Annotated in this window: 19 protein-coding genes; 6 read left to right on the forward strand and 13 right to left on the reverse strand. The window is 63.6% G+C overall.

Going from position 1 to position 22357, the window contains the following annotated elements; translation table 11 throughout:
* Positions 1 to 9: 9 nt before the first annotated feature.
* Together LB556_RS04225 and LB556_RS04230 are read right to left on the reverse strand one after the other, a co-directional pair.
* Positions 10 to 1149 carry an FAD-dependent oxidoreductase gene (locus LB556_RS04225; RefSeq protein ID WP_224564271.1) on the reverse strand — a complete coding sequence of 380 codons (1140 nt, stop codon included), beginning with the start codon at positions 1147 to 1149 and terminating at the stop codon, positions 10 to 12.
* A 44-nt stretch (positions 1150 to 1193) separates the two neighbouring features.
* Entirely contained in the window at positions 1194 to 2030 is an 837-nt protein-coding gene (locus LB556_RS04230; protein WP_224565056.1) for an alpha/beta fold hydrolase, read from the reverse strand.
* 64 nt (positions 2031 to 2094) lie between these two features.
* Here LB556_RS04230 and LB556_RS04235 point away from each other — a divergent pair, with 64 nt between their 5' ends.
* Together LB556_RS04235 and LB556_RS04240 are read left to right on the forward strand one after the other, a co-directional pair.
* Positions 2095 to 2871 carry a GntR family transcriptional regulator gene (locus LB556_RS04235; RefSeq protein ID WP_224564274.1) on the forward strand — a complete coding sequence of 259 codons (777 nt, stop codon included), beginning with the start codon at positions 2095 to 2097 and terminating at the stop codon, positions 2869 to 2871.
* Positions 2872 to 3023: 152 nt separating this feature from the next.
* Positions 3024 to 4586 (forward strand): GMC family oxidoreductase, encoded by a 1563-nt coding sequence (locus LB556_RS04240; RefSeq protein ID WP_224565058.1) that lies wholly within the window; start codon positions 3024 to 3026, stop codon positions 4584 to 4586.
* 62 nt (positions 4587 to 4648) lie between these two features.
* Here the strand turns inward: LB556_RS04240 and LB556_RS04245 are convergent, their stop codons facing one another.
* The 7 genes from LB556_RS04245 to LB556_RS04275 form a co-directional block, all read right to left on the reverse strand.
* On the reverse strand, positions 4649 to 5230 hold the full coding sequence (locus LB556_RS04245; RefSeq protein ID WP_411908565.1) for an invasion associated locus B family protein: 582 nt from the start codon (positions 5228 to 5230) through the stop codon (positions 4649 to 4651).
* Between the two features lie 36 nt (positions 5231 to 5266).
* Complete coding sequence (locus LB556_RS04250) at positions 5267 to 5728, reverse strand: DUF4189 domain-containing protein (RefSeq protein ID WP_224564279.1); 462 nt, start codon at positions 5726 to 5728, stop codon at positions 5267 to 5269.
* A gap of 46 nt (positions 5729 to 5774) precedes the next feature.
* Complete coding sequence (locus LB556_RS04255) at positions 5775 to 6443, reverse strand: hypothetical protein (protein ID WP_224564282.1); 669 nt, start codon at positions 6441 to 6443, stop codon at positions 5775 to 5777.
* Between the two features lie 13 nt (positions 6444 to 6456).
* Positions 6457 to 7002, reverse strand: a complete 546-nt coding sequence (locus tag LB556_RS04260) for an invasion associated locus B family protein (RefSeq protein WP_224564285.1) — start codon at positions 7000 to 7002, stop codon at positions 6457 to 6459.
* Between the two features lie 92 nt (positions 7003 to 7094).
* Positions 7095 to 11669, reverse strand: a complete 4575-nt coding sequence (locus LB556_RS04265; protein ID WP_318011258.1) for a YadA-like family protein — start codon at positions 11667 to 11669, stop codon at positions 7095 to 7097.
* 205 nt (positions 11670 to 11874) lie between these two features.
* Positions 11875 to 12297 carry a helix-turn-helix domain-containing protein gene (locus tag LB556_RS04270; protein WP_224564288.1) on the reverse strand — a complete coding sequence of 141 codons (423 nt, stop codon included), beginning with the start codon at positions 12295 to 12297 and terminating at the stop codon, positions 11875 to 11877.
* Between the two features lie 495 nt (positions 12298 to 12792).
* Positions 12793 to 12987, reverse strand: a complete 195-nt coding sequence (locus LB556_RS04275) for a hypothetical protein (RefSeq protein ID WP_224564291.1) — start codon at positions 12985 to 12987, stop codon at positions 12793 to 12795.
* Between the two features lie 307 nt (positions 12988 to 13294).
* On the opposite strand from LB556_RS04275, the gene LB556_RS04280 reads away from it, so the two are divergent.
* From LB556_RS04280 to LB556_RS04295, 4 genes are all read left to right on the forward strand, one after another.
* On the forward strand, positions 13295 to 14758 hold the full coding sequence (locus LB556_RS04280; RefSeq protein WP_224564293.1) for a phospholipase D-like domain-containing protein: 1464 nt from the start codon (positions 13295 to 13297) through the stop codon (positions 14756 to 14758).
* 119 nt (positions 14759 to 14877) lie between these two features.
* Positions 14878 to 15678, forward strand: coding sequence for an endonuclease/exonuclease/phosphatase family protein (locus tag LB556_RS04285; RefSeq protein WP_224564296.1), 801 nt, complete (start codon positions 14878 to 14880; stop codon positions 15676 to 15678).
* Between the two features lie 113 nt (positions 15679 to 15791).
* Entirely contained in the window at positions 15792 to 16082 is a 291-nt protein-coding gene (locus LB556_RS04290; RefSeq protein ID WP_224564298.1) for a hypothetical protein, read from the forward strand.
* Positions 16083 to 16656: 574 nt separating this feature from the next.
* On the forward strand, positions 16657 to 17532 hold the full coding sequence (locus LB556_RS04295) for a hypothetical protein (protein WP_224564301.1): 876 nt from the start codon (positions 16657 to 16659) through the stop codon (positions 17530 to 17532).
* A 161-nt stretch (positions 17533 to 17693) separates the two neighbouring features.
* Here LB556_RS04295 and LB556_RS04300 read toward each other — a convergent pair whose 3' ends face one another.
* The 4 genes from LB556_RS04300 to LB556_RS04315 all read right to left on the reverse strand — a co-directional run bounded on the left by LB556_RS04300 (position 17694) and on the right by LB556_RS04315 (position 22241).
* Positions 17694 to 19208 (reverse strand): aldehyde dehydrogenase family protein, encoded by a 1515-nt coding sequence (locus LB556_RS04300; RefSeq protein WP_224564304.1) that lies wholly within the window; start codon positions 19206 to 19208, stop codon positions 17694 to 17696.
* A 189-nt stretch (positions 19209 to 19397) separates the two neighbouring features.
* Positions 19398 to 20672, reverse strand: coding sequence for an RNA polymerase sigma factor (locus LB556_RS04305; RefSeq protein ID WP_224564306.1), 1275 nt, complete (start codon positions 20670 to 20672; stop codon positions 19398 to 19400).
* Positions 20669 to 21043: a YciI family protein gene (locus LB556_RS04310; RefSeq protein WP_224564309.1), complete on the reverse strand. Its 375-nt coding sequence runs from the start codon at positions 21041 to 21043 to the stop codon at positions 20669 to 20671. The genes LB556_RS04305 and LB556_RS04310 overlap by 4 nt, the downstream gene beginning before the upstream one ends.
* 88 nt (positions 21044 to 21131) lie before the next feature.
* Positions 21132 to 22241 (reverse strand): DNA topoisomerase IB, encoded by a 1110-nt coding sequence (locus LB556_RS04315; RefSeq protein WP_411908566.1) that lies wholly within the window; start codon positions 22239 to 22241, stop codon positions 21132 to 21134.
* Between the last annotated feature and the right edge of the window lie 116 nt (positions 22242 to 22357).

The following is a 22357-nucleotide window of genomic DNA, read 5'->3' on the forward strand; positions in this document are numbered from 1 at the left end:
TGTCCGGCGCTACTGCGGCCATGAGTAGACGCGGCGGAGCGGGTCGTAGCGGGCTGCTTCCAGGGCTGCCGGCGTGAACATGTTCCCCTTCGAGAGCGAGCGGTTCGCCGCATAGTCGCCGGACAGGGCCTGGCAGCGATCGGTGATCGGGCGAATGCGCTTCTCCCACGCGACGAGCGCATCCTCGACCGAAGAGCCCGCCTGCAGATCCTGCGACAGGCTGAAGGCATTGACCATCGCGCAGCCGGCGCCCTGGGCAAGAGCCGGGCACATCGCATGCGCGGCATCGCCCACGAGGGCGACCTTGCCTCTTGTCCAGCTGTCCAGCTTGGTCGTCTCGTACTTGTCGTACCTGGCGGTTTTCAGCTTCGCCGCCTCGATCAGGCAAGGCTCGAGAAAGGGAAACATCTCGACCCAAACCTCAAGGTCGATCGGAACCTGTGACCCGCGAGGATCGGCGGCTGGGGCCATGAGGCCAAGATACAGCTCATTCTCGTTGCAGGGCGAGTAAAGTATCCGCTGAACGCGCGGCCAGAAGTTCCACATGTCTATGGTGTTGTCCCATTCGCCGTGGCCGAGTTCCTTCTTTTTACGAGGGACAATCAGCCGGATGAGACCGTCCTTGGAAACCCATCTGTCCTGTTTGAAGCCAATGGAATCCCTGACCTTGGAGCCAACCCCGTCGGCACCGACGATCAGGTCGGCTTCGAGTACCTCTCCGGTCTGCAGGGTCAGGCGGCCTTCCGGATCGGCGGCGACCGCCTCGGAGTTGACTGATATGTCGACGCCCAGCGCACGGGCGCGGTTGACCAGGGCATCATGCAGGTGGCTCCGGGTCATGATGCGCCAGGGCAGACCGTTGAACGTCTCCTTGGAAACGGACTTGTTGTGCATCCAGGTCTCGTAGGTCGGAGGCGTGTGGGAGCCCTGCAGAACATCATCCAGGGCGCCCAGTCCCTCGAGCACGCGAAGGCCATTGTGCCAGAGATAGATACCCGCGCCGAACGCCCGGAGTTCCGAGCTCTTTTCGTGCAGCCTGACGTCCCAACCGTTCTGCCTCAAAGCAATGGCGGCTGTCAGGCCGGCAAAGCCGCCGCCGGCGACCTCGGCACGGCGCGCCTTACCCTGGGTTTTGTTTACATTGGCCATTTTCTATCCTGATGCTGCGTACAAGAAGACGGCGTGCTGGGCCGTCAGGCGTCGATGAAATTCGTGATGGCTTTCAGCGTGATCTCGGGAGCGACCTCGTTGACGTAATGGTCGGCGCCAGGCACGACGACCACGGGCAGATCGGGCCGCAGCCGGCTTGTCTTTGCCAGTGCCGCCGCCGAAACCAATTTGCTCGCCTCGCCCCGAACGATGAGAACGGGCTTCGTCACATCCCGATAGGCGGGCACCAGGTCCGATCGCAGGCCCCTGGCGGTCTGGGCCATGGCCGCGGGGGACGCCAACGGCCGCAGGCCGCCGTCGACCCGCTGATAGCCGCTTTCGGCTCTGATCCTGATGGCGTCCGCGGGAATGTTCGGATAGCGGCCGGCAAGATAGGATTCGACGGCTCCTATATCCTCGAAAAGCTGGCTTCCCGCGTTCACCCGGGCCTCCAACGCATCCAACGGCTCGGCTTCGATATAGGGCGTGAAGTCGATTGCAATGACCGATCGCACTAGGTCCGGATATTTCACGGCGGCCGTGACGGCGTTTCTCGCGCCAAGCGAATGTCCGACGAGGATGGCGGCCCCCCGGTCGAGCGTGCGGATCAGGCCGGCAATGTCGTCCGCGTAGTCATTCGCCTCGTAGCCGCTTTCCGGCTTGTCACTGAGGCCATGCCCCCTCTGGTCGACGGCTATGGTCGTGAAGCGATCCGAGAGCCGTGCCATCAGCGGTGTGAAGACGGCGGAGTTGGAGGTTATGCCGTGGAAAAACAGCATCACCGGGCCGTTGCCCCTCTCGCGCACATTCAAGGCGATGCGGCCGGTGTCGATGCGCCGCGAACCGAATTGGTCGCAAGCTATCCCTGCCGCCATGTTCATGATCCTCACCGTCACTGTCCTTCTCATTCAAAAGGATCATACAGCCGGAGAGACGTCAAGAAGATTGTCTGACATTCTTGCAATCTTCAGATTTGACAATCTGGCTATTCCCCTCGGCTTGGCGTATGCTGGTTGGAAGATTGCGACTCAAACCCATGAGACGTTACAGATGCCTCCAGATTTGAATTTGCGAATCTCGCCACGGACAGTGCAACGGGAGACCGTGGACAAGTTGCGGCTCGCCATCTTCTCCGGGCTGTTCCAGCCGGGAAGCCGCCTCATCGAAAGTCAGCTGTGCGCGCAACTCGGCATTAGTCGCCCCTCGCTAAGGGAAGCTTTGCGCAGTCTGGAGGCCGAGCGCCTGATCGAGATCGTACCCAATCGCGGGCCGTCGATACCGTCACTGTCGTGGGAGGTGGCAACCGCCATTTACGAGGTTCGAGAGCTGTTGGAAGTCGAGGCCGCGGGACGATGCGCTTCGAGAATATCCCCGGAGCAGTTGCGTGAACTCGAAAAATCTCTTTCCGCGTTCGAAGAGGCTGCATCCAGCAATGACAGCCTGGCGCAGGTCATGACGGCCGCGGACTTCTATTCGATCATACTCGCCAATTGCGGGAATCCCATCCTGGAGGAAGTCCATCGTGGCCTGGTGGCCAGGATCAGCTTCTTTCGAGGACGGTCGATGTCATTGGAGGGCCGGGCACAAAGCAGCCTGGCGGAGATGAAGGAGATATTCGAATGCATCGCCGCCGGTGACGAGAAGGCCGCCCGCAAAGCCTCGAAAAATCACCTGTTGAAGGCGAAAGCGGCAGCGAAGATGTCCATGGACAGCGAAATGTGAATTTTTCGCAAGACTGTTTGCTCCGTCTGAAAAGTTGAACTCCCTCGCGATGTTGCGGATCGGGGATCCGCCGAACGCGGATCAGGCGGGGTTACCCCGTATGGGTCAGACATGCCGGCCGTCGAAGCCAGCAAGCGGCGGATGGAGTGATGATGACCGGTGCCAATGTCGAGCGCAGAGCGAATTCCGATATCGTCATCGTCGGCGGCGGGTCGGCTGGCGCGTTGCTTGCATCGCGACTGAGTGAAGAGCCGGACAGTCGCGTCCTGCTCATCGAGGCAGGCGAAGAGGCCGCCGACCCCGACATATGGACCCCAGCCGCCTGGCCGGCGCTTCAGGGGCGCGGCTACGATTGGGACTATCGCACGGAGCCGCAAAGCGGGACCGCGGGCCGGACACATCGTTGGGCGCGCGGGCGGTTGATCGGCGGCTCGAGTTGCCTTCACGCTATGGGCTACATGCGCGGCCACCCCGGGGATTTCCAGGCGTGGGTCGACGCGACTGGCGATAACAGATGGAGCTGGGATGAATTGCTGCCCGCGTTTCAGGCTATCGAAGATCACCCGCTCGGTGGCAACGGCCTTTACGGCAAGGGCGGGCCGATGCCGGTCCATTTGCCGACCGACGAGGTAAGTCCGGTCGCGCGCGCGTTCATCGAGGCAGGCGCTTCGCTCGGCCTGCCGCGTCTTGAAGGTCACAACAGCGGACAGATGATCGGCGTCACCCCAAACTCCTTGAACATTCGCGACGGACGGCGGGTTACGGCGGCCGACGCCTGGCTCACGCCGGCTGCTCGAAGCCGCAAGAACCTGACTGTTCTTACGGGATCGCGGGTGCGGCGGCTCAAGCTGGAGGGCAATCAGGTCCGCGGCCTGGAGGTCGTGGGACGACAAGGGCCGGTCGAAATCCTTGCGGATCGAGTCGTGCTTTGCGCCGGCGCGCTGGAAAGTCCGGCTTTGCTGATGCGCTCCGGCATCGGTCCGCACGATATACTCGATGCCGCGGGCGTCGGCTGCTTGATCGATATGCCGGAAGTCGGTCGAAACCTTCAGGACCACCTGCTTGGCGCCGGCAACCTTTATGCGGCGCGCAAGCCCGTTCCTCCATCGCGCCTGCAGCACTCCGAGTCGATGGCCTATATGCGCGCCGATGGGTTCACCGGCACCGGTCAGCCGGAAATCGTCGTTGGTTGCGGCGTCGCGCCGATCGTGTCCGAAGCCTTTCAGGCGCCTGCCGCCGGCACTGCATATTCGTTGCTGTTCGGGATAACCCATCCGACGAGCCGCGGCAGCGTGCGCATAAGTGGGCCGGAACTCGATGACCGGCTGATCATCGACCCCGCATACTTGCAAAGCGGCCGGGACCGTGTGCTGTTTCGCCAGGCGCTCGATGCGGCCCGGACAATCGGACATCGGGATGAACTCGCCGATTGGCGAGAGCGCGAACTCCTGCCAGGCACCCTCAATAGCGCGGCTGAAATGGATGACTTCATCGCGCGGTCGGCCATCACACACCATCATCCCTGCGGCACCTGCAGGATGGGGAAAGACCCGGACGCCGTCGTCGATTCGGATCTGCGGCTCAAGGCGCTCGACAATCTTTTTGTCGTCGACGCTTCGATCATGCCCAGTCTCACCGCGGGACCGATTCACGCCGCGGTTCTCGCGATCGCCGAGACCTTCGCTCGACGTAGCCGGGAAATCCCACTGTCTTGATCCGAGGGCTGCGCGCGCCCGTTCGTTCGCGATGAAGCCAGGGCCGCTTGCCGCCTTGTCCCTCAGCGTGCGCTGAGCGCGACCATGCGGTCGAGGGCGGCGCCGAGGCCTTTCAGCGACACCGGAAAACTCAGCTTGGTCTCGGCCGCGCTGGTGACATCGAGCTTGAGCTCCGTGCCTGCCTTGAGCTTCTGCATCAGCGCCCGATCGATCGGAAACAGCGCCACGCAGCCATTCGGCAGGCAGGTCCTGAACTTCAGCGGTCCGATGGGCGGCTGGCCGTCGATCTGTGCCGCCACGCCGGGCTCGAACAGGATGCCGAATGGCAGAAGCAAGGTTCCAATCAATCCGCCCTTCTGCCCCACGCGCAGTTCCACGGCCAGAAGCCTCTGGCCGTTTTTCTGTGTCTGGTCCTGCGTGACCGTGCAGACCCGGGCATTGTCCTGTATGCCGCAGGCCAGTTGCCAGTCCTGGTAGGTTTCCTGAAGCGACGATGCGCCATTCGGAAGCGACGCCGCCTGCTGCTGTTGTGCGAAAGCGGCCGGCACCGAAGCGGACAAGGCAGCCGCGCAGACGGCGGCTGCCTTCAGGGAAAAGTGTCTAGGAACCAATGAATGCGGCCTTCTCTTCGGTGCCGGGCACATGCCCAAAGGTTCGGCTTCGAGACCCTGTGATAACTGTCACGTACAGACCCATTCGCGGATTTTGCATTGCACTCCGCCTGCCTCGCAGGCCTGCAGGGCGAGGTCCTCCGCCTCGCGGCGGGTCTCGGCGGAGTTGACGCCCCAGGGAGTGAACCGGTGCTCCACCTTGTCGGCCACGGCGAGCGCGCCGCAATGCTTGTAGGGAAATCCGGTTTCGTCATCGTCGTTCCAATGGCGGTGATTGCGGAACACGGCGACGACATTGCAGGCTTTTCCACCGGCGTTCTCGCAATATTTCCGCGCTGTGTCCTTCGCCTCCTGCCGCTTGTCGGCGCCCCAGAAAAATCCATACTTGGTATCCGTCTGGGAGTAGGCGATTGCCGCCCAGATGCCTTTCTCCTCCTTCAGCGGCTCGGACGGCTGCACCAGATCGGCCGAGACGACCTGCCCGCTCCACAGCATGGCCAAGCACAAGACCGTCAAACGTCGCGATTTCATGGTCCGCAATCCTTTCCAGGGCGCCTCGCCCGTTCGCTTGCACGCCTCACTTCGACGCCGATGCGATGGAAATCACCACGCATGTGCTGCCTGTCGGCAGGAGAAGGGCCTCGCCCGTGCTCCCGCCAAGCTCGTACACCTCGACCTGTCCGAGATGGTCCGTGATCTTGCTGCCTTGCGGAAGAATGGCCGGAATGTCCGCGCACGGACTGGCGAACGGCGCCACCCGCACCATAGCGCCCTCGCAGCCCGAAGCGGTGGGCGATGCGAAGACCACGCCGGCCGCCGGCCCGCTGTACCGGTCGGTGGCATAGTCCATGCCGACGAAGGCCTGCACGGCGTGCTTGTCGGCGGCCTGATCGTTCCACAGGGATTTCACGCTGTACTTCGCGCCGGTGGTCAAAAGCTGTCCGAGCACCGGAAAGACTGTCGAGCAGGCCTGTACGCCGGCTTGCTTGACGTGCTGGAGAAAAGGCGAGTCCGGCAAAGCGGGAGCGGCGGCGGCGTCGGCCTGTGCGGCTGTCGGGCCGCCGACCAGACCGGCGATCGCGGCATAGTTGGCGCCGGCGAAGCCGATGCCCATCAAGGCCAGCCCCAACAACGACAGGCCAACGATGCGCGGCCACCGCCGCGGCGGCTCGGCGATCCTCCCGCGGTCCGGCTCGACGGTCGGATTGCCGCGCGTCGCGGAGATGAATGGGTCTTGCTGGCTCACGGTGCTGCCTCGGTTATTTGACTGGCGCAAGGGCCTCGGACAGCCCCTTGAGCGTTGCGGTGACGGTAATGGTCTGGCCATCGACGGTCGGGTAGGAAATCGCCGGCGTCGCCTTTCGCGCTATCTGCTGGCGCATGACCGGCCCGACCGGCAGCATGCCGACGCAGACCATCTCGTTGCAGCCGTTCAAATGCACGTCTATCGGCTCGCGGTCATCGAACTTCAGCGACACCAGCCCATCGCTCCTGGCGTTCGGCGCGGTGCGCAGGATCATATAGGGCTTGCCGTCCTGGGTGGCGGCGAGAGACCAGCTGAACGCCATCTTGCCGGCTTCGTCCTCGATCACCTGCGAGACGTTGCAGACCTTCTTGCGCGCCTTGAGGTTCTCGTCGCAGATCAGCGTCCAGTTCTCGAAGGGGCGGATGGTGCGCTGGTATTGTCCGAGCTTCACGTCGGGAGGCAGCACCACATCGGAGGGCTTGATCCTGTAGGGCGAAGCCACCTGACCGGCAGCCGGCGCCGGCCCGCCGGCAAGCGCCAGGCAGGTCAGGGATGCCACGGCAAATCCAGAAAAACCAAACGGTTTTCCTGGATTTGCGTCTGGCCTGTCATGGCCGGTTCGCCTGTTCATTGCCGCCCCGGTTGTCCGCCTCAATTCAAGGTGAAGCTCAGCCCCGCGCCGACACCGACATTTCCACCCGCCGCCGTGCCGGACACATTGCCACGGATGCGGCCGTCCTCGCTGGTGTAGCCTGCACCGAAGGCAAACGCGCTCGAATCCCGCCAGAAGCCGCCGCCGGCCGCCACGCTCAGCTTGCCGGGACGGTCATCATAGCGCAGCGAGGCTGCCGCCAGTCCGATTGCCGCCGCCTGCCGTGCTTCGTCCCTGATGCCGCTGATGTCGGAATTGAGCTGGCTGAACTTCTGGTCGGTATAGGTGTTGGCCTGTTGCAACGTGGTGACCGCCACCTGGTCGGTATAGCTCTTGCTCTGAGCCAGGTTCAGGTTCAGCTGGTTGACGTTGACCGCGTCGGTGCCGGCAACGCCCGGGCCGACATTGGAGATGACGACAGGCGCATTCGGGTCGCCGCCCTGCAGCGTTATCTGGTTGGTCTTGGTCGTCGATCCGTCCGGATTGGTGACGGTGTCGTATTGCACGGTGTTCTGGACGGTGCCGCCGATGCCGCCGATCGTTTTGGTCAGATCCTCGATCGCCGTGTTGGTGGCGTAGAGCTGCGAGCCGTTGATCGCGTCGGTGCTGTCGGAGGAAACGCGGCCGGCGGCAACATTGGTGATCGTTCTTTCCGATCCGGCATCACCGACGCTGACGGTTCCGACCGGGGTCGTGCCGGCAAAGGCGTAGCTCTTGCCGTTGATGGTGGTGCTGGACGTGCCGACCGCGGTCTGCGACACCGAGCCGGAGCCGAGCGCCACATCGTTGGCATTGTTGGCCTTCGCGCCCTGGCCGAGCGCCACGGCGCCCTGGCCCGTGGCCGTCGAGCCATGGCCCGCGGCTAGGCTGTCGGTGCCGCTCGCCACGCTCTCCGGCCCCATCGCGACGCTGTTCGTGCCGCTGGCGACCGAGTCGGCCAAGGTGGAATTCGCGTGGAAATACTTGATGCCGCCGCCATTGGTGATGTTGGTGAGCGCATTGTCGACAGCGGTGAAGCCATCATAGACGGTCGAATAGTTGTTGCCCTGGATGGTGTAGGTCGGGCCGGTGATCGAACCGTCGGGATTGACCGTGGTGCCGCCGCCGAACAGGTTGGAAACGTTTTGCGAGACACCGCGCAGCTGCGAGACATTGACGCCGTCAGTATCGGCCGAGCCCGCCGCGACATTGGTGAGCTTGCGCTCCGCGCCCGCCGCGCCGACCGACACTTCGCCCGCCGAAGTCTGCGGAGCGGTCAGGCCAAAGGCGGTGTAGCCGGCCTGCGCCCCAACCGAGGTGATCGACGAGGCACCCAACGCGACGCTGTTGGCGAAGGTGCTCTGGGCACCGGCGCCAAGCGCCACCGACTGGATGCCGGACGCGGTCGAGTCGGTGCCGAGCGCGATGCCGTCGGCCAGCATGACATGGGCGTTCTGGCCGATGGCCGTGCCGCCGGGCGCGGTCTGGTCGACGACCGCGCCATTGCCGATGCCGACGCCATTGTCGCCGTTGACGACCGTGGTCGGGCCGACCGCGACCGATTCCGCGCCGACCGCGAGCGAATCGCCGGCGGTCGAATTGGCATGGAAATATTTCGTCGAGGTGGCTGAGACCGCGGCTATAGCCCCCGCCAGCTGCCGCACCGTCACGGCATCCTGGTCGTGCGTGCCGTCGGCGACATTGGTGATCTGCCGGTAGGAGGTGGAGGTGCCGACCGAAACGGCGCCGAGCAGCGCTTTGTCTGTGGTGTTGTACTGGATGAAGTTCGACGGACCGGCGGCGATCTGCCCGGAAGCGGGAGCGATCGCGCGATCGGAGACCGAATCCGAACCGAGCGCGACGCTGCCGTCGATGCTGGCCTGGCTATCGCGACCGAGCGCCAGCCCGCTGACGCCGGTCGCGGTCGCCTGGTAGCCGACGGCAGTGGAGCCGACGCCTTGGGCGAAGGAATCGGTCTGCGCCAGTCCGGTCTCGTTGGTGCGGGCGTAGCGGATGCCCTCGCCATTGGCGTCGGTATAGGCGGTCGAGGTGTCGCCGGCGATATTGTTGATCGTGTTGCCAAGACCGGTGATGTTGCCGCCGATGGCGGCAATGTCTGATGTGTTCTGCGTCACCTGCTGGTTGGTGGCGAAGAGCTGCGAGCCGTTGACGGCGTCGGTGGAACCGCCGTTCAACTGGCCGGCCGCGACATTCTGGATCTGGCGCTCGGCGCCGGCCGAGCCGACAGAGAAGGCGCCGGCCGGCGTGCCGCCGGCGAAGCTGTAGTTGACGCCGCCGATCGTCGTGCCGCCGACAGTCGTGGTGGCGCCCGATGCCGAATTGAGGCCGATCGCGACGTCGCCGGCATTGTTGGCCACGGCATTTGGGCCGACAGCGACGGAATCGGTGCCGAGCGCCTGCGAATCCGCCAGCGTCGAGTTGGCATGGAAATATTTGATGCCGCCGCCGACATTGATGCTGGTGATGGCGGCGCCAATGGCATCGACCGCCTGGTTTGTGGCGAACAGCTGCGAGCCGTTGACCGCATCGGTCGAGAGCGCGCTGATGCGCCCCGCCGCGAGATTGGTGAGCGTGCGTTCGGCGCCGGGCGCGCCGATGCTGACCGTCGACGTCGGATTGGTGCCCTGGAAGGCATAGGTGGTGCCGTTGATCACCGCGCTGGGAGTGCCGACCGCCGCGGCGGTCACCGAGCCAGAGCCAAGCGCCACGTCGCCGGAACTCGCCGCCGCCGTCGCGCCGTCGCCAAGCGCGACGTTGCCCGCAAGGCCGGCAGCACCCGCGGTGGAACCGTTGCCGAGCGCCACGGAGCCTTGCCCGATCGCCTTGTTGCTGTTACCGATGGCGACAGCGCCCGCCGCCTGGTTGGCCGCGGTGGCGGTTGCCGTGCCGTCGCTGTTGGCGATGTTGTTGGCGCCGCCGGTGAAGGCGCCGTTGCCGCTGGCGTAGCTCGGATCGCCGATCGCCACCGCGCCATCGCCATAGGCGGTGTTGCCCGAACCGATCGAGACCGCCTTGCCGCCGGTCGCCACCGCATTGGTGCCCATAGCGACAGAGTCGGCGGAACTGGCCGCGGCATTGTTGCCTACGGCGATGGCGCTCGTGGCCGACGCTGCGGCGCCGATGCCGAGTGCGGTACTGGCGACCCCGCTGGCATTGGCGCTGACGCCGGCGGCAAGGGAATTGTCTCCTGCCGCCTTGGATCCGGACCCGAATGAGGATGAGTTTATGCCGCTGGCAACGGCGGTGTTGCCAACCGCCGTGCTGGCGGCGGCACTCGCAACGGAGCTGGTGCCTATGGCGATGGCAGCTTGAGCGCTGGCAGTCGCGCCCAATCCCAGCGCTGTTGCTTGCGCGGCAGTCGCCGTGGCGTTGTTGCCGACCGCCGTGGCGGAGACGTTGGTAGCCTGGGCTCCCGACCCCGCAGCCACCGAACCTACTCCGCTCGACACGGCCGAATTGCCGAGCGCCAACGCGAAGTTGCCCGAAGCATTGGCGACGTTGCCGAGAGCTTGCGAGTTCAACCCCCCGGCACTGGCCTGGTTGCCAATCGAAACGGCATTCGTCCCGGCGGCTTTGGCTAGGTAACCCATGGCCGTGGTCCCGACACCGGAGGCAGCCGCCCCGTTGCCGATTGCCGTGGACTGGTTCGCTGACGCTGTGGCGGAAGTTCCGAACGCGCTGGACCCGGTCCCGGTCGCGGATGCGCTCGAGCCCACTGCGGCCGACCATGCCCCCGTTGCGGTTGAGGCTGTGCCGAGCGCGACGGCCTCGAACGTGAAGCCCGCAGGAGCGGTGCCGCTTGCATTGGCATTCGTGCCGATGGAAACGGGAGAACCGCCGCCCGCTCCAGCGTTTGCCTTGGCGCCGACTCCCATGGCTATGGCGGCACCGTTTGAAGATGAGGCGTTGGAGGACAATCCAATGGCCACCGAGGCACCACCCGAAGCGCTGGCCGTTGAGCCCAGCGCGACGGCGTTCGCCCCGTTTGCGGTGCTGTTGACGCCAAAGGCTGATGCTCCATCAACGAGTGCGCGGGCGTTCCCGCCTACGGCGAGAGCATTGACGCCGGTGGCGTTTGCGAAGACGCCGATGCCTATGGCGTTGAGGCCAGTGGCACTCATGGTATAGCCGATGGCGATCGAAGCATCGCCCGTTGCCGTGATACCGGTGCCCAACGCCACACCGTTATTGCCATTCACATGGGCGCCAGATCCGATGGCAGTTGAAGCGGAGCCGGGGGCGGTGCTGCCGCATCCAATCGCAGTACTTTGCCCTCCTGCAGAGGGGCTCGTGCAGTTCGCGACGTTGGTCAAAACCCCGTTACCTATGACGACCTGCGCGAACGCCGTTTGCGGGGCCATCACTCCTGGGATGGCAACCAGCGCCCCAAACGCCCCACCAGTTCCAAGCGTCCCAAGTCCCAGCCGGTTTCGCTTGAGTCCGAGCACCCGATGCGCCATGCGCAGCACCGCCATCAGGCGCCGCCGCAGTGAGCGGGAGGATGGATCGGCGTTGACGATCCATTGTCCGGCAAACCGTCCAAAGGAACGACTTGAAAAGCGATTGTCGGTCATGGCCCCTCTCCGCCTGCCGCCGGCACGAAAATGCCGGAACAGTTCGAATTTTTGTCAGAAAGACACGATTCGGACCAGCAGTATTTCAAGAACTTGCTGCCTTGAAAGAAAAGGTTGACACAGATTAGAGAAGGTTAACGGACAGTTACCTAGAAAATACTTTAGTAGACGGACGTCACATTAAGAAGAGCTTGATTAGCCGAATCTATTGCCCAGATCTCGGGTTAGCCTTCCTCAACCGTGCCTGCATCGGCGTTACGTGCCGGTATTTCTTCATCACCGTGGTGAAATGGCTCTGGCTCGAGAAACCACTCAAATGGGCGATGTCCGCGATCGACATGCGGCTGTCGGCCAGGAGTTTTTCCGCGAAGTCCAGCCGCAAGTCGAGGACATATTGATGCGGCGGCATCCCGAACGTCCTGGAGAAAGCACGCACGAAATGATAGGGTGAAAGCCCGCAGACGGCGGCCATTTCGGCAAGCGCCAGCTTCCGCGAGAAGTTCTCGTTCAGGAACTCCTGCGCCTTGCGTGTACTGCGGGCGGAAAGCCCGCCTTTCACGTTGAGCAGCGGCTGTCGCGTCGCATCTGGCCCGGAAACCCGCCCCGGGCACTCATCATCGCGCCGCACTTTTTCGGCCTCCTGACAACTCCCCGGATGACAGCCAACCCCCAGGACAGACCCTCGGTTCCCCAGAAAAACAATTCGTGATTGATGAGGCCTGGCCGTCATCGCCAGTGAGATTTGTTGGGCAGTTCCAATTAGATGGCGACACGGAGCAAGACCACGGTTCGGCGGATGGTATTTCAACGGCACTGAGAAAATGGAAGCCGACCGACTGATACTCGAGCTTCGTCCGCATTTTTCATCCGCGTTGCCTCAGCCGCCTTGCGCTGCTTGAAAATCCCCTTGGCCCAACCCGTGGGCAGCGTAACGCACAGGTTTCGGTTAGGGAAGAACTCCCACGCGCTAAGAAAAATCTTTATTCGAGGAAAGAGAAAAAGACCGACGGCAGGAGGTTGGCGAGAATTCCATTTCACGGGGCGAACTCCGCGCCATGAGTTCGGTCATCAGTCATGGGGCAGGCAAGGCTGGCGCATAAGCCGGTCGGCTCACGGCCCGTCGCTACAGATCACCGCGACGCTTCTCGTACAGTTCCCAGGCGAGTTCCACGAAAGCCAGGAGAACATCGTCCCGGTTCCAGCCGGCAGCCACCGCCGCCTGGACGATCGCGTTGATGAGAGGCAGCAACTGGCTCTCCAATTCGGCCGACATATCGCTGTCGACCGCGGACGGGCTCTCGAAATTGAATGTCATCATTCGACGCCGTCCCGCTCTCATTCGAAGTCTTGTCGCGGTTATTTCATTTCCCTCTCATATACAATTGATTTGGCGCCAAAGCACAAGAACTCACGGGGATCACGATACCGGGCCGCGTCCCCGACGACCTTAATTCTATGCTGTCCTTCGGGTCACAGGGGTGCTGGCGGACAGGATCTATCCGAACCCGTCAGCTTCTATTGCTGCTCGAAAAATGGAATTGTTCGGCCGAGCCGCACCGCGGTCGACTTAGCGTCGCGCCGCCCCCGCATTGCCTTCTGCAACCACCCACTGGATAGTCCCGAAAATGTACGAGACCCTGGCGACTCACTGGCCCCGAATCCTGGCGATCATCTCGGCGATCATGGCGACCATCGGCATTGCCCATGCCGTCATGACCAAGGAGGACGTCCGCGCCGCCACCGGCTGGGTCGGCGTCATGATGCTGTCGCCGATCCTCGGCGTGCTGATTTATGCGGTGGCCGGCATCAACCGCATCCGCCGCGCCACGATCAGTGCACAGCGCCCGCTTGCCGATGGCTTGGTGCCGGCCATGCACGAGCGCGACGTCGCCGCTGAAGAGGCATTGATCGTCGGGCGCTATGGACAGCGGTTCACCGGCCTCCGGACGCTGGGCAACCGGGTGGCGCGGCGCGCGCTCAAGCCGGGAAATGCGATCGAAGTGCTGGAGAGCGGCGACGAGGCCTACCCCGCCATGTGCGCGGCGATCGATGCGGCCGAGCGCAGCGTCCTGCTCGAGACCTATATTTTCGACAATGACGCCGTAGGTCTGCTTTTCGTCGAAGCGCTGGCCGGCGCCGTCCAACGCGGCGTGAGCGTCCGTGTGCTGATCGATGCCGTCGGCGCCCGCTATTCCGTCCCCAGCATCCTGGGGCACCTGCGCGGCGCCAACATCACGGCGGATGTCTTCAACGGCAACATCGTCAGAGGCCTGCGCTTGCCCTACGCCAACCTGCGGACCCACCGCAAGATCCTGGTGGTGGACGGCACCATTGCATTTACCGGCGGCATGAACATCCGCAAGGGTTTTTCGGCGAAGTTCGCCGGCTCTAAAAGCGCCAGGGACACGCATTTCCAGGTCACCGGACCCGTTGTTGCCGACCTCTTCTCGGTCGCCGCGGAAGACTGGCGCTTCACCACCAAGGAGGCGCTGACGAGCGATGCCTGGCGGATCGCACCCGTTTCACCGGCCGCCGGCCAGCCGATGCTGGTGCGCGCGGTCGCCTCCGGGCCGGACGCCAGCAACGAAACCAACCACAAACTGCTGATCGGCGCTTTCTCGGTCGCGCGCAAGTCGATCCGGCTGATGTCGCCCTATTTCCTGCCGGACCGCGAACTGATCAGTGCCTTGACCACCGCCGCCAGACGCGGCGTCGAAATCGATGTCGTGGTACCGGCGGTGAACAATCTCTTTCTTGTCGACCGCGCCATGACCGCGCAATTCGACCAGATCCTGAAGAATTATTGCCGCATATGGCGCACGGAAGGCCCCTTCGACCATTCCAAGCTGCTTTCAATCGACGGTGTGTGGGCCTATGTCGGGTCCTCGAACCTCGATGCTCGCTCGTTGCGGCTCAACTTCGAGATCGACCTGGAGGTCCTCGATGCAGGCTTTGCCACGGAGATCGAGACCCGGATCGGACGGGCGATCGAAACGGCCGTCCCTGTTACGCTGGCGTCATTGCGGGCCCGGCCGTTCATCATCCGCCTGTTTGACCGCATCCTCTGGCTGGGTTCGCCCTATCTTTGAGAAAAACCCTGGCTTTAACAAACGACGTGTTTGCCCGATAGCGTGTCGCCAACCATGGAATATCGATCGAAAGACTCTATTTCTAGGTGCATGGTGAGAACCGCAGGGATAGGCGCGCTATGCGAATGAACGGGCGCAGCCTGCCGGCAAGCGTCCTCTTGTCCATTCGTGACAGGCGGATACGCAAGGCCAACGCCTCGTCGCCGAACAAGGATGGCGTCACCGGAACGCTGGTCGCCTCCTACAACGTCCATAAATGCATCGGCGTCGACCGCAAGTTCGACCCCGAACGCACCAGCCGCGTCATCCGCGAGATCGCCCCCGACGTCATCGCCCTGCAGGAGGCGGACAACCGTTTCGGCGATCGTGACGGGCTTCTCGACCTGCACCGTCTCGAACTGGAAACCGGCCTCGTGCCGGTGCCGATTTCGGCAACGGGCAAAGGCCATGGCTGGCATGGCAATGTCCTGCTGTTCAAAAGGGGCGTCGTTCGCGACGTGCATCAGATCAGGCTTCCGGGTCTCGAGCCGCGCGGCGCGGTGGTGGCCGAGATCGATCTCGACGGAAACCAGTCCCTCCGCGTCATCGCGGCACATCTGGGATTGCTGCGCCGCTCCCGCTCGCAGCAGGCCCAGGTCGTTCTGGATATCATGAACAGTCCCGACGAGAAGCCGACGCTCCTGCTCGGGGACCTGAACGAATGGCGGCTCGGAAACCGCTCTGCCCTGAACACGCTGCACGCGACGTTCGGCCCGCAGCCGCCGGCAGTCCCCACCTTCCCGTCAAACCTGCCGCTGCTGGCGCTTGATCGGATCATGGCCAACCGGCACGGCATCATCGCGGCCGTCGAAGCGCATGACACACCGCTGTCGCGCGTGGCCTCCGACCATCTGCCGCTGACCGCATTCGTCCGGTTGTAGTGATTCTGCGCTCATGGTCACGTCTTGATGTCGACCGCGTTGGAAAGCGTGTGCGATCGGCTTGGAACAGCCCGTCAACTTGCGAGTTGATATGCATTAACGGAGGACGACACATGAGAAAGTTGATTTTGGCTTCCCTTTTGGCGATGGCAGCGACGGCTTCAGTCATTGCGCCGACGCAGGCCGCAAGTGTGACTATCCAATCCGACACCGGCAACGATTCCGGAATCGTCATTCGCCGTCACCATGAGCACCGCTATGACAACCAGTACGATGGCAACCGGCACGTTCAGTATGACGGCGAATACCGGCGCCACCACCGCCATCACCGCTGTCACACCGAGACGGTCGTGCATTGGCGTCATCATCACAGGGTGATCGAAGACGTTCGTGTCTGCGGCTGAGAAGACGTTCGTGTCTGCGGCTGATAGGCGTTTCCTGCCGGCATTATGACGGCATCTGTTTGCCGCCCGACATTGCAGCATAGCCACCGACCTCTCAAGCTCGGTGGCTAATGCTGCGTTGCGCATTTTGCGTTCAGATCCGGTCGAGGTGTCGCGCGGCTGGGCGGTCGAGCATCTCGGCGAGGTCCCACACCAGTCGGCGTCAGCGCTTCAAGAGTCGTTGCCGCCGTGCCGGTGCCCGAACGGCCCAATGCCGGTGCAACCGTCTGTTCCTGTTTCAACATCGGATCCACCAGATCACGGCTGCCGTCGCCGCTGGGGGTGAAATATGCCGCCATGGACCAGCAACTGGAAGTGCCCCGCGGACGACCGTCGCGCCACGCCCCTCGCCCCTCAGGATCCGACCGTTCGACTAACTGTATCGGGAGGGGTTTCCATGCCATAGCAATCAGTTACCGTTGCCATGGATCCGGGCCCGGGCTGGCTCTGTTCTCCGCAATTGGTACGTCTGGACACATCGGTTGAAGACTGGAAAAGGGGGAACGCAAACTCGCCATCCGAGTTGATACAAAGCATGGGGAGATCAGCGCTGAATCTGGAAGACATAGCCGGCCATCCGGCCCTGCACCGCTACGTTCGGGAACAGTCGCAGTCCCTGATCCGCATCTATGAGGAAAGCCCGCGGCTGGCTTCCATCTTTGCCACCCAGCAGCGCTGGCTGTTGGGCCATGTAGGCCTTGCCATGCACTTCAGGCGCGACCCGAATGACCGCCGCAAGGAACTGACCGTATCGCGTTTCATCGAGGTCGTGCACAAGAACGCGGTGGCCAGTCGCAACACCGCGGACGCCTTCATCAAGGAGATGCTGCACTACAACATCGCCGAGTATGTGGCGGGCGGGGACGGCCGCACGCACCCCCTGCAGCCGACGGCGGCCACCATCGAGCGCTTCACCGGCTGGGTGACGGCCCATCTGCGCACGCTCGACCACATCGACGGCGACGGGCGGCTGGCGAGGTTCCTGGAGCGGCCCGAAATGCTTGCCACGCTGCAGCCCCTGGTGGCTGACGGCCTGCTTGCGTCCAAGCCGGTGCGCGAACCCAATCAGACCTTTTCCCTGTTCATCTGGCTCAACAATGGCGGCATCGTCATGGACTGGCTGATGTCGGGCATCGATCCCGATCACGCGGGCCAGGAACGGATTCCGACCAGCGTTGTTTCGATCGGCGACTTCGCCAAATGGCTCAAGCTGTCGCGGACCCATCTCGCCCGCAAGCTGCGCACGGCGGAGGAACTCGGCAGCATCGGCTGGCTTGGTCAGCGCGGCCATTCGGTGATGTGGGTGTCGCACGGTTTCTACGAGGAATACATGACCGTCCAGGCCGCCAAGCTGGCCGTCGTCGACACCGCCTTCAAGGCCTGTTTTCCACCATCGCGAGGCGCCGACTAGACTAGAGCAACTCCAGGAAAACTTCGTAGCGGTTTTCCGTCCGGAATTGCGTGAAAGCGCGGTTCAGCGATTCTATCAAACGCTGAACCCCTCCAAGCAGAGCGGCGCGGGGCTAAATCCAAGGGGGAAAGCGTGAAGCGGATCCCTGCCGTTCGGCATTCTCAATCGATGTCGAACGAGACGCCCTGAGCCAGCGGCAGCGCCTTGGAATAGTTCACCGTGTTGGTGGCGCGGCGCATATAGGCCTTCCATGCGTCGGACCCGCTCTCGCGGCCGCCGCCTGTTTCCTTTTCACCGCCGAAAGCGCCGCCGATCTCGGCCCCCGACGTGCCGATATTGACATTGGCGATGCCGCAATCCGAGCCGTCGACACCGAGGAAGCGCTCCGATTCCTGCAGGTCGCGGGTAAAGATCGACGACGACAGGCCGGCGCCGACTGCATTGTGCTCGTCCAGCACGGCATCGAAATCGGAATACTTCATCACGTAGAGGATCGGCGCGAAGGTCTCTTCCGTCACCGGTGCAACCTGTTTAGGCATTTCGACCAGCGCCGGGTGGACGTAGTAGGCATCCGGATGGCCATTCTCGACCCGCGTCCCGCCGGTCACCTTGCCGCCATGGGCGGTCGCTTCGCTCAGCGCCTTCTGCATGGCATCGAACGCGGCCTTGTCGATCAACGGCCCGACCAGCGACGAGGTCTCCAGCGGATTGCCGACCGAGACACTCTGGTAGGCCTTCTTCAGGCGCGGAACCAGTGCGTCGTAGACGCTGTCATGGACGAACAGGCGGCGCAGCGTCGTGCAGCGCTGGCCGGCGGTGCCCATGGCGCCAAAGGCGATGGCGCGCAACGCCATGTCGAGATCCGCCGTCGGGCAGACGATGCCGGCATTGTTGCCGCCCAGTTCCAGCACCGCGCGTGCAAAGCGCTTGGCCAGGCGCGGACCGACATCGCGGCCCATGCGGGTCGAGCCTGTGGCTGAGACCAGCGGCACCTTGGGGTGGTCCACCAGGATTTCGCCGACCGCGCGGTCGCCGATGAGCACCGGTGCCAGGCCCTGTGGTGCGTCGGCGCCGAAACGCTTGACGGCACGCTTGAAGATCGCCTCGCAGGCAAGCGCCGTCAGCGGCGTCTTTTCGGAAGGTTTCCATACCACTGCATCGCCGCAGACCAGCGCAAGTGCTGCGTTCCACGACCACACGGCGACCGGGAAGTTGAAGGCCGAGATAACACCGACGACGCCGAGCGGATGCCAGGTTTCCATCATGCGGTGGCCGGGACGTTCGGTGGCGATGGTCAGACCGTATAATTGCCGGGACAGACCGACGGCGAAATCGCAGATGTCGATCATTTCCTGCACTTCGCCGAGCCCTTCGGAGGGGATCTTGCCGACTTCGATGGACACCAGCCGGCCGAGCTCTGCCTTGTGCGCGCGCAATTCTTCGCCCAGCAGCCGCACCAGTTCGCCGCGCTTGGGACCTGGCACCAGCCGCCAGGACTGGAATGCCTGGTGGGCGGCATCGATGGTCTTTGCCGCGTCGGCCGGCGAGATCGTCGTCAACGCCGCGATTTCTTCACCGGTCACCGGGCTGCGCACGATCAGATCGCCGCCGTCAAGCGCCTCCTTGGCCACGCCCAGTTTCGCCAGAAGCTCGGCCGTTTCCTTCGCTATCGTCATTTTCATCCCTTTTCAGATCCCGCCGCTCGTATCAAGCGGGCGAATGCCCTCCCGGCGCCGTCGCGGCCGGGAGGGGCTATCATGGCGTGCCATTACCCGTTTCAGAGGAAAATCGCCACCCCGGCATGGTCCAAGCCCAAGCGGCATGATTGAGCCAGACGACCCTTGAGCCGACCGGGCAGAGTGCGCTCAGTTGGCCTTTTTCGCCGGCGCGCGCACCGCGCCGTCCTTGATCAGACGATCGATATGCATGCGGATATGGGCTGCTTCCGCCGCCGTGTTGGCGAGCGCAATGGCGCGGTCGAAGGCAATGCGTGCCTCCTCGCCCCTGTCGAGCTGCATCAAGAGCCCGCCCTTGAGGCCGAAGAAATGGAAGTAGCCAGACAGTCTCTGCTCGAGTGGCTCGATCATCGCCAGCGCCGCCTCCGGTCCGCGCACCTTGGCGACCGCGACCGCATGGTTGAGTGTGATGACCGGCGACGGCTGCATCTGTTCGAGCAGACCGTAGAGCAGGTCGATCTCCACCCAGTCCGTGTCCTCGGCTTTCTCGGCCCGTGCATGAAGCGCCGCGATCGCCGCCTGCACCTGGTAAGGACCGGGCTTGCGGTGGCGCAGGGCCTTGTCGACCAGCGCCAGCCCTTCGTCGATCATCTTGCGGCTCCACAGGCTCCGATCCTGGTCCTCGAGCAGCACGATCTCGCCATCGCCGTCGAAACGGGCCGGTGCGCGCGCGTGCTGCAGCAGAAGCAATGCCGTCAGCCCCATGATTTCCGGCTCGGTCTGGAACAGCCTGAGCAACAGCCGGCCCAGCCGGATCGCTTCCTCGCACAGCGGTGCGCGGGCCGGCGCCTCGCCGCTGTTGGTCGAGTATCCCTCGTTGAAGATGAGGTAGACCATGGCGGCGACCGCGGCGAGCCGCTCGGAGCGCTCGACCGCGCCCGGCGTCTCGAATGGCACGCCGGCACCGGCAATGCGCGCCTTGGCGCGGGTAATGCGCTGCTCCATCGCGCTCTCGCCAACCAGGAAGGCGCGCGCGATCTGCTTGACGGTGAGGCCGGAGACGATGCGCAGCGCGACCGCGATCTGCTGCGTCGCCGGCAAGTCGGGATGACAGCAGATGAACAGCAGCCGCAATATGTCGTCGCGGTAGTGCGCGCCGTCGAGCCGCTCGGCAATATCGCTCTCGGCGTCTTCCAGATCGGAGATCTGGTCGTCCTCCGGCATAGGCGCCTGCTTGGCGCGCTTGCGCACCGCGTCGATGCCGCTGTTGCGGCCGACAAAGATCAGCCAGGCCGCCGGATCGCGCGGCGGCCCATTCTGCGGCCAGTTCTTCAATGCCCTCAGACACGCATCCTGGAAAGCTTCCTCCGCGGTATCGAGATCACGGAAATAGCGCAGCAGCGCGCCCATCGCCTGCGGACGGGCGGCGCTGATCGCGGAGCTGATCCAGGCGAGTTCGGTCATGCGGGAACCCTGGCAGGATTGAAGATGGAGACCGGCCTGATTTCATACGAGCCGCCGCTCGGATTGACCTCGGAGAGCTCGCGCGCGAATTCCACGGCCTCGTCGAGATCGGCGCATTCGAGCGTGTAGAAGCCCAGGAATTGCTCCTTGGTTTCGGCGAACGGACCGTCGATGACCACCGATTCGCCTTTGACCTTCCGTAGCGTCGTCGCCGCCGTCGTCGGCAAAAGCCGCGCCACCGGGCCAAGCCGGCCAGCCTGGGCATACTTTTCCTGAACGTCGAGGAGATTGGCCATGACTTCGTCGTCCTGCGCCTTGCTCCAGGAACTGACGACATCTTCGGAGGCATAGCAGAGAATAGCGTAGAGCATCGGTGGTCCTTTTCTGTATCAAAGGACGAAACAGTAGGACCCTTCCCGACACGACGTCGATAAAAAAATCAGGACGCGACGGATTTGCCTACCGCCCGGTTGGCACGAGTGAGCTCTCGTGCGTCTTCAACCACCGCAGGACCAGCGCTTCCTCCTCATCGAGGCCTTCGACGGACCGCTTGCGCTTGTTGGCCTGCGTCATTTCGGCAAGCAATCGTCCTTCGCTCCAGGCTTCGAAGACCTGCGGATGGATATAGCATTTGCGGCAAACCGCGCGCGTGTTGCCCAGCCGTTCGGCCACTTTGTCGATGACGCTGTTCATCGCCCGCTTTCGCTGTGCCTGGCTTTCGGGCAGTTCCGTCTGCGCGAACAGCGACGCGGCGTGGATGGTGCCGCCCCAGGTGCGGAAATGCTTCGAACTGAACGCGTCGCCGACCGCGTCCCGGATGTAGCGGTTGACGTCGTCGGAGCGGACGGGGCGTCTGCGGTCCTCCTCGTCGAGATACTGGAACAGTTTCTGGCCCGGCAGGTCCTGCGCGCCCCGAACGATCCCGGCGATGCGGCGGTCGACCAGTTTCAATCTCCATTCCTTGCCGGACTTGCCCTTGAAGGCAAAGCGCAGGCTCGATCCCTTGATGTCGACATGCCGATCCCGCAACGTCGTCAGGCCGAAGCTCTTGTTGTCGCGTGCATAGGCGGCATTGCCGACCCGGATCATCGTGTTGTCGAGCAGCCAGACGACCGCCGCGACGACGCGTTCGAGAGGCAGGCCGTGACGGCGCAGGTCGCTGTCGATCCTGCGCCGAAGCTCCGGCAGGCTTTCGGCGAAAGCGACGAGGCTGGAATATTTGGCGCCGTCGCGTTCTTCCGCCCATTGCGGATGATAGCGATACTGCTTGCGCCCACGCTGATCCCTCCCGGTCGCCTGGATATGCCCGTTCGGATCGGGCGAAATCCAGACGTCGGTCCATGCGGGCGGAATGACGATCGCCGCGATGCGTGCCCGGGCTGCATCGGAGACCGCTTTCCCGTCTGGTCCCTTGTAGGCAAATCCCTTGCCGGACTTCAGTCGACGGATGCCGGGCTCGGCATCGCTGACATAGGCCAGCGCGGTTTGGCTGGACGGTGGGTGCAGGTGCCTCGCTACATGGTCCTCCGGAGCCGCTTGACCCAAATGCATCGCCGATCTGTCCAGCATGTCTCCTCCATCGGATTATCCCGAAGATAAGCAACGGACAGGCCACCGGTTCCAGACGCTTTGTGAAATCCTGTATCCCGGCCCCCAGCGGTGGGATCAGCCACCCACATCTCGCC

The sequence above is a fragment of the Mesorhizobium sp. ES1-4 genome, assembly GCF_020164745.1.
GTDB lineage: Bacteria > Pseudomonadota > Alphaproteobacteria > Rhizobiales > Rhizobiaceae > Mesorhizobium.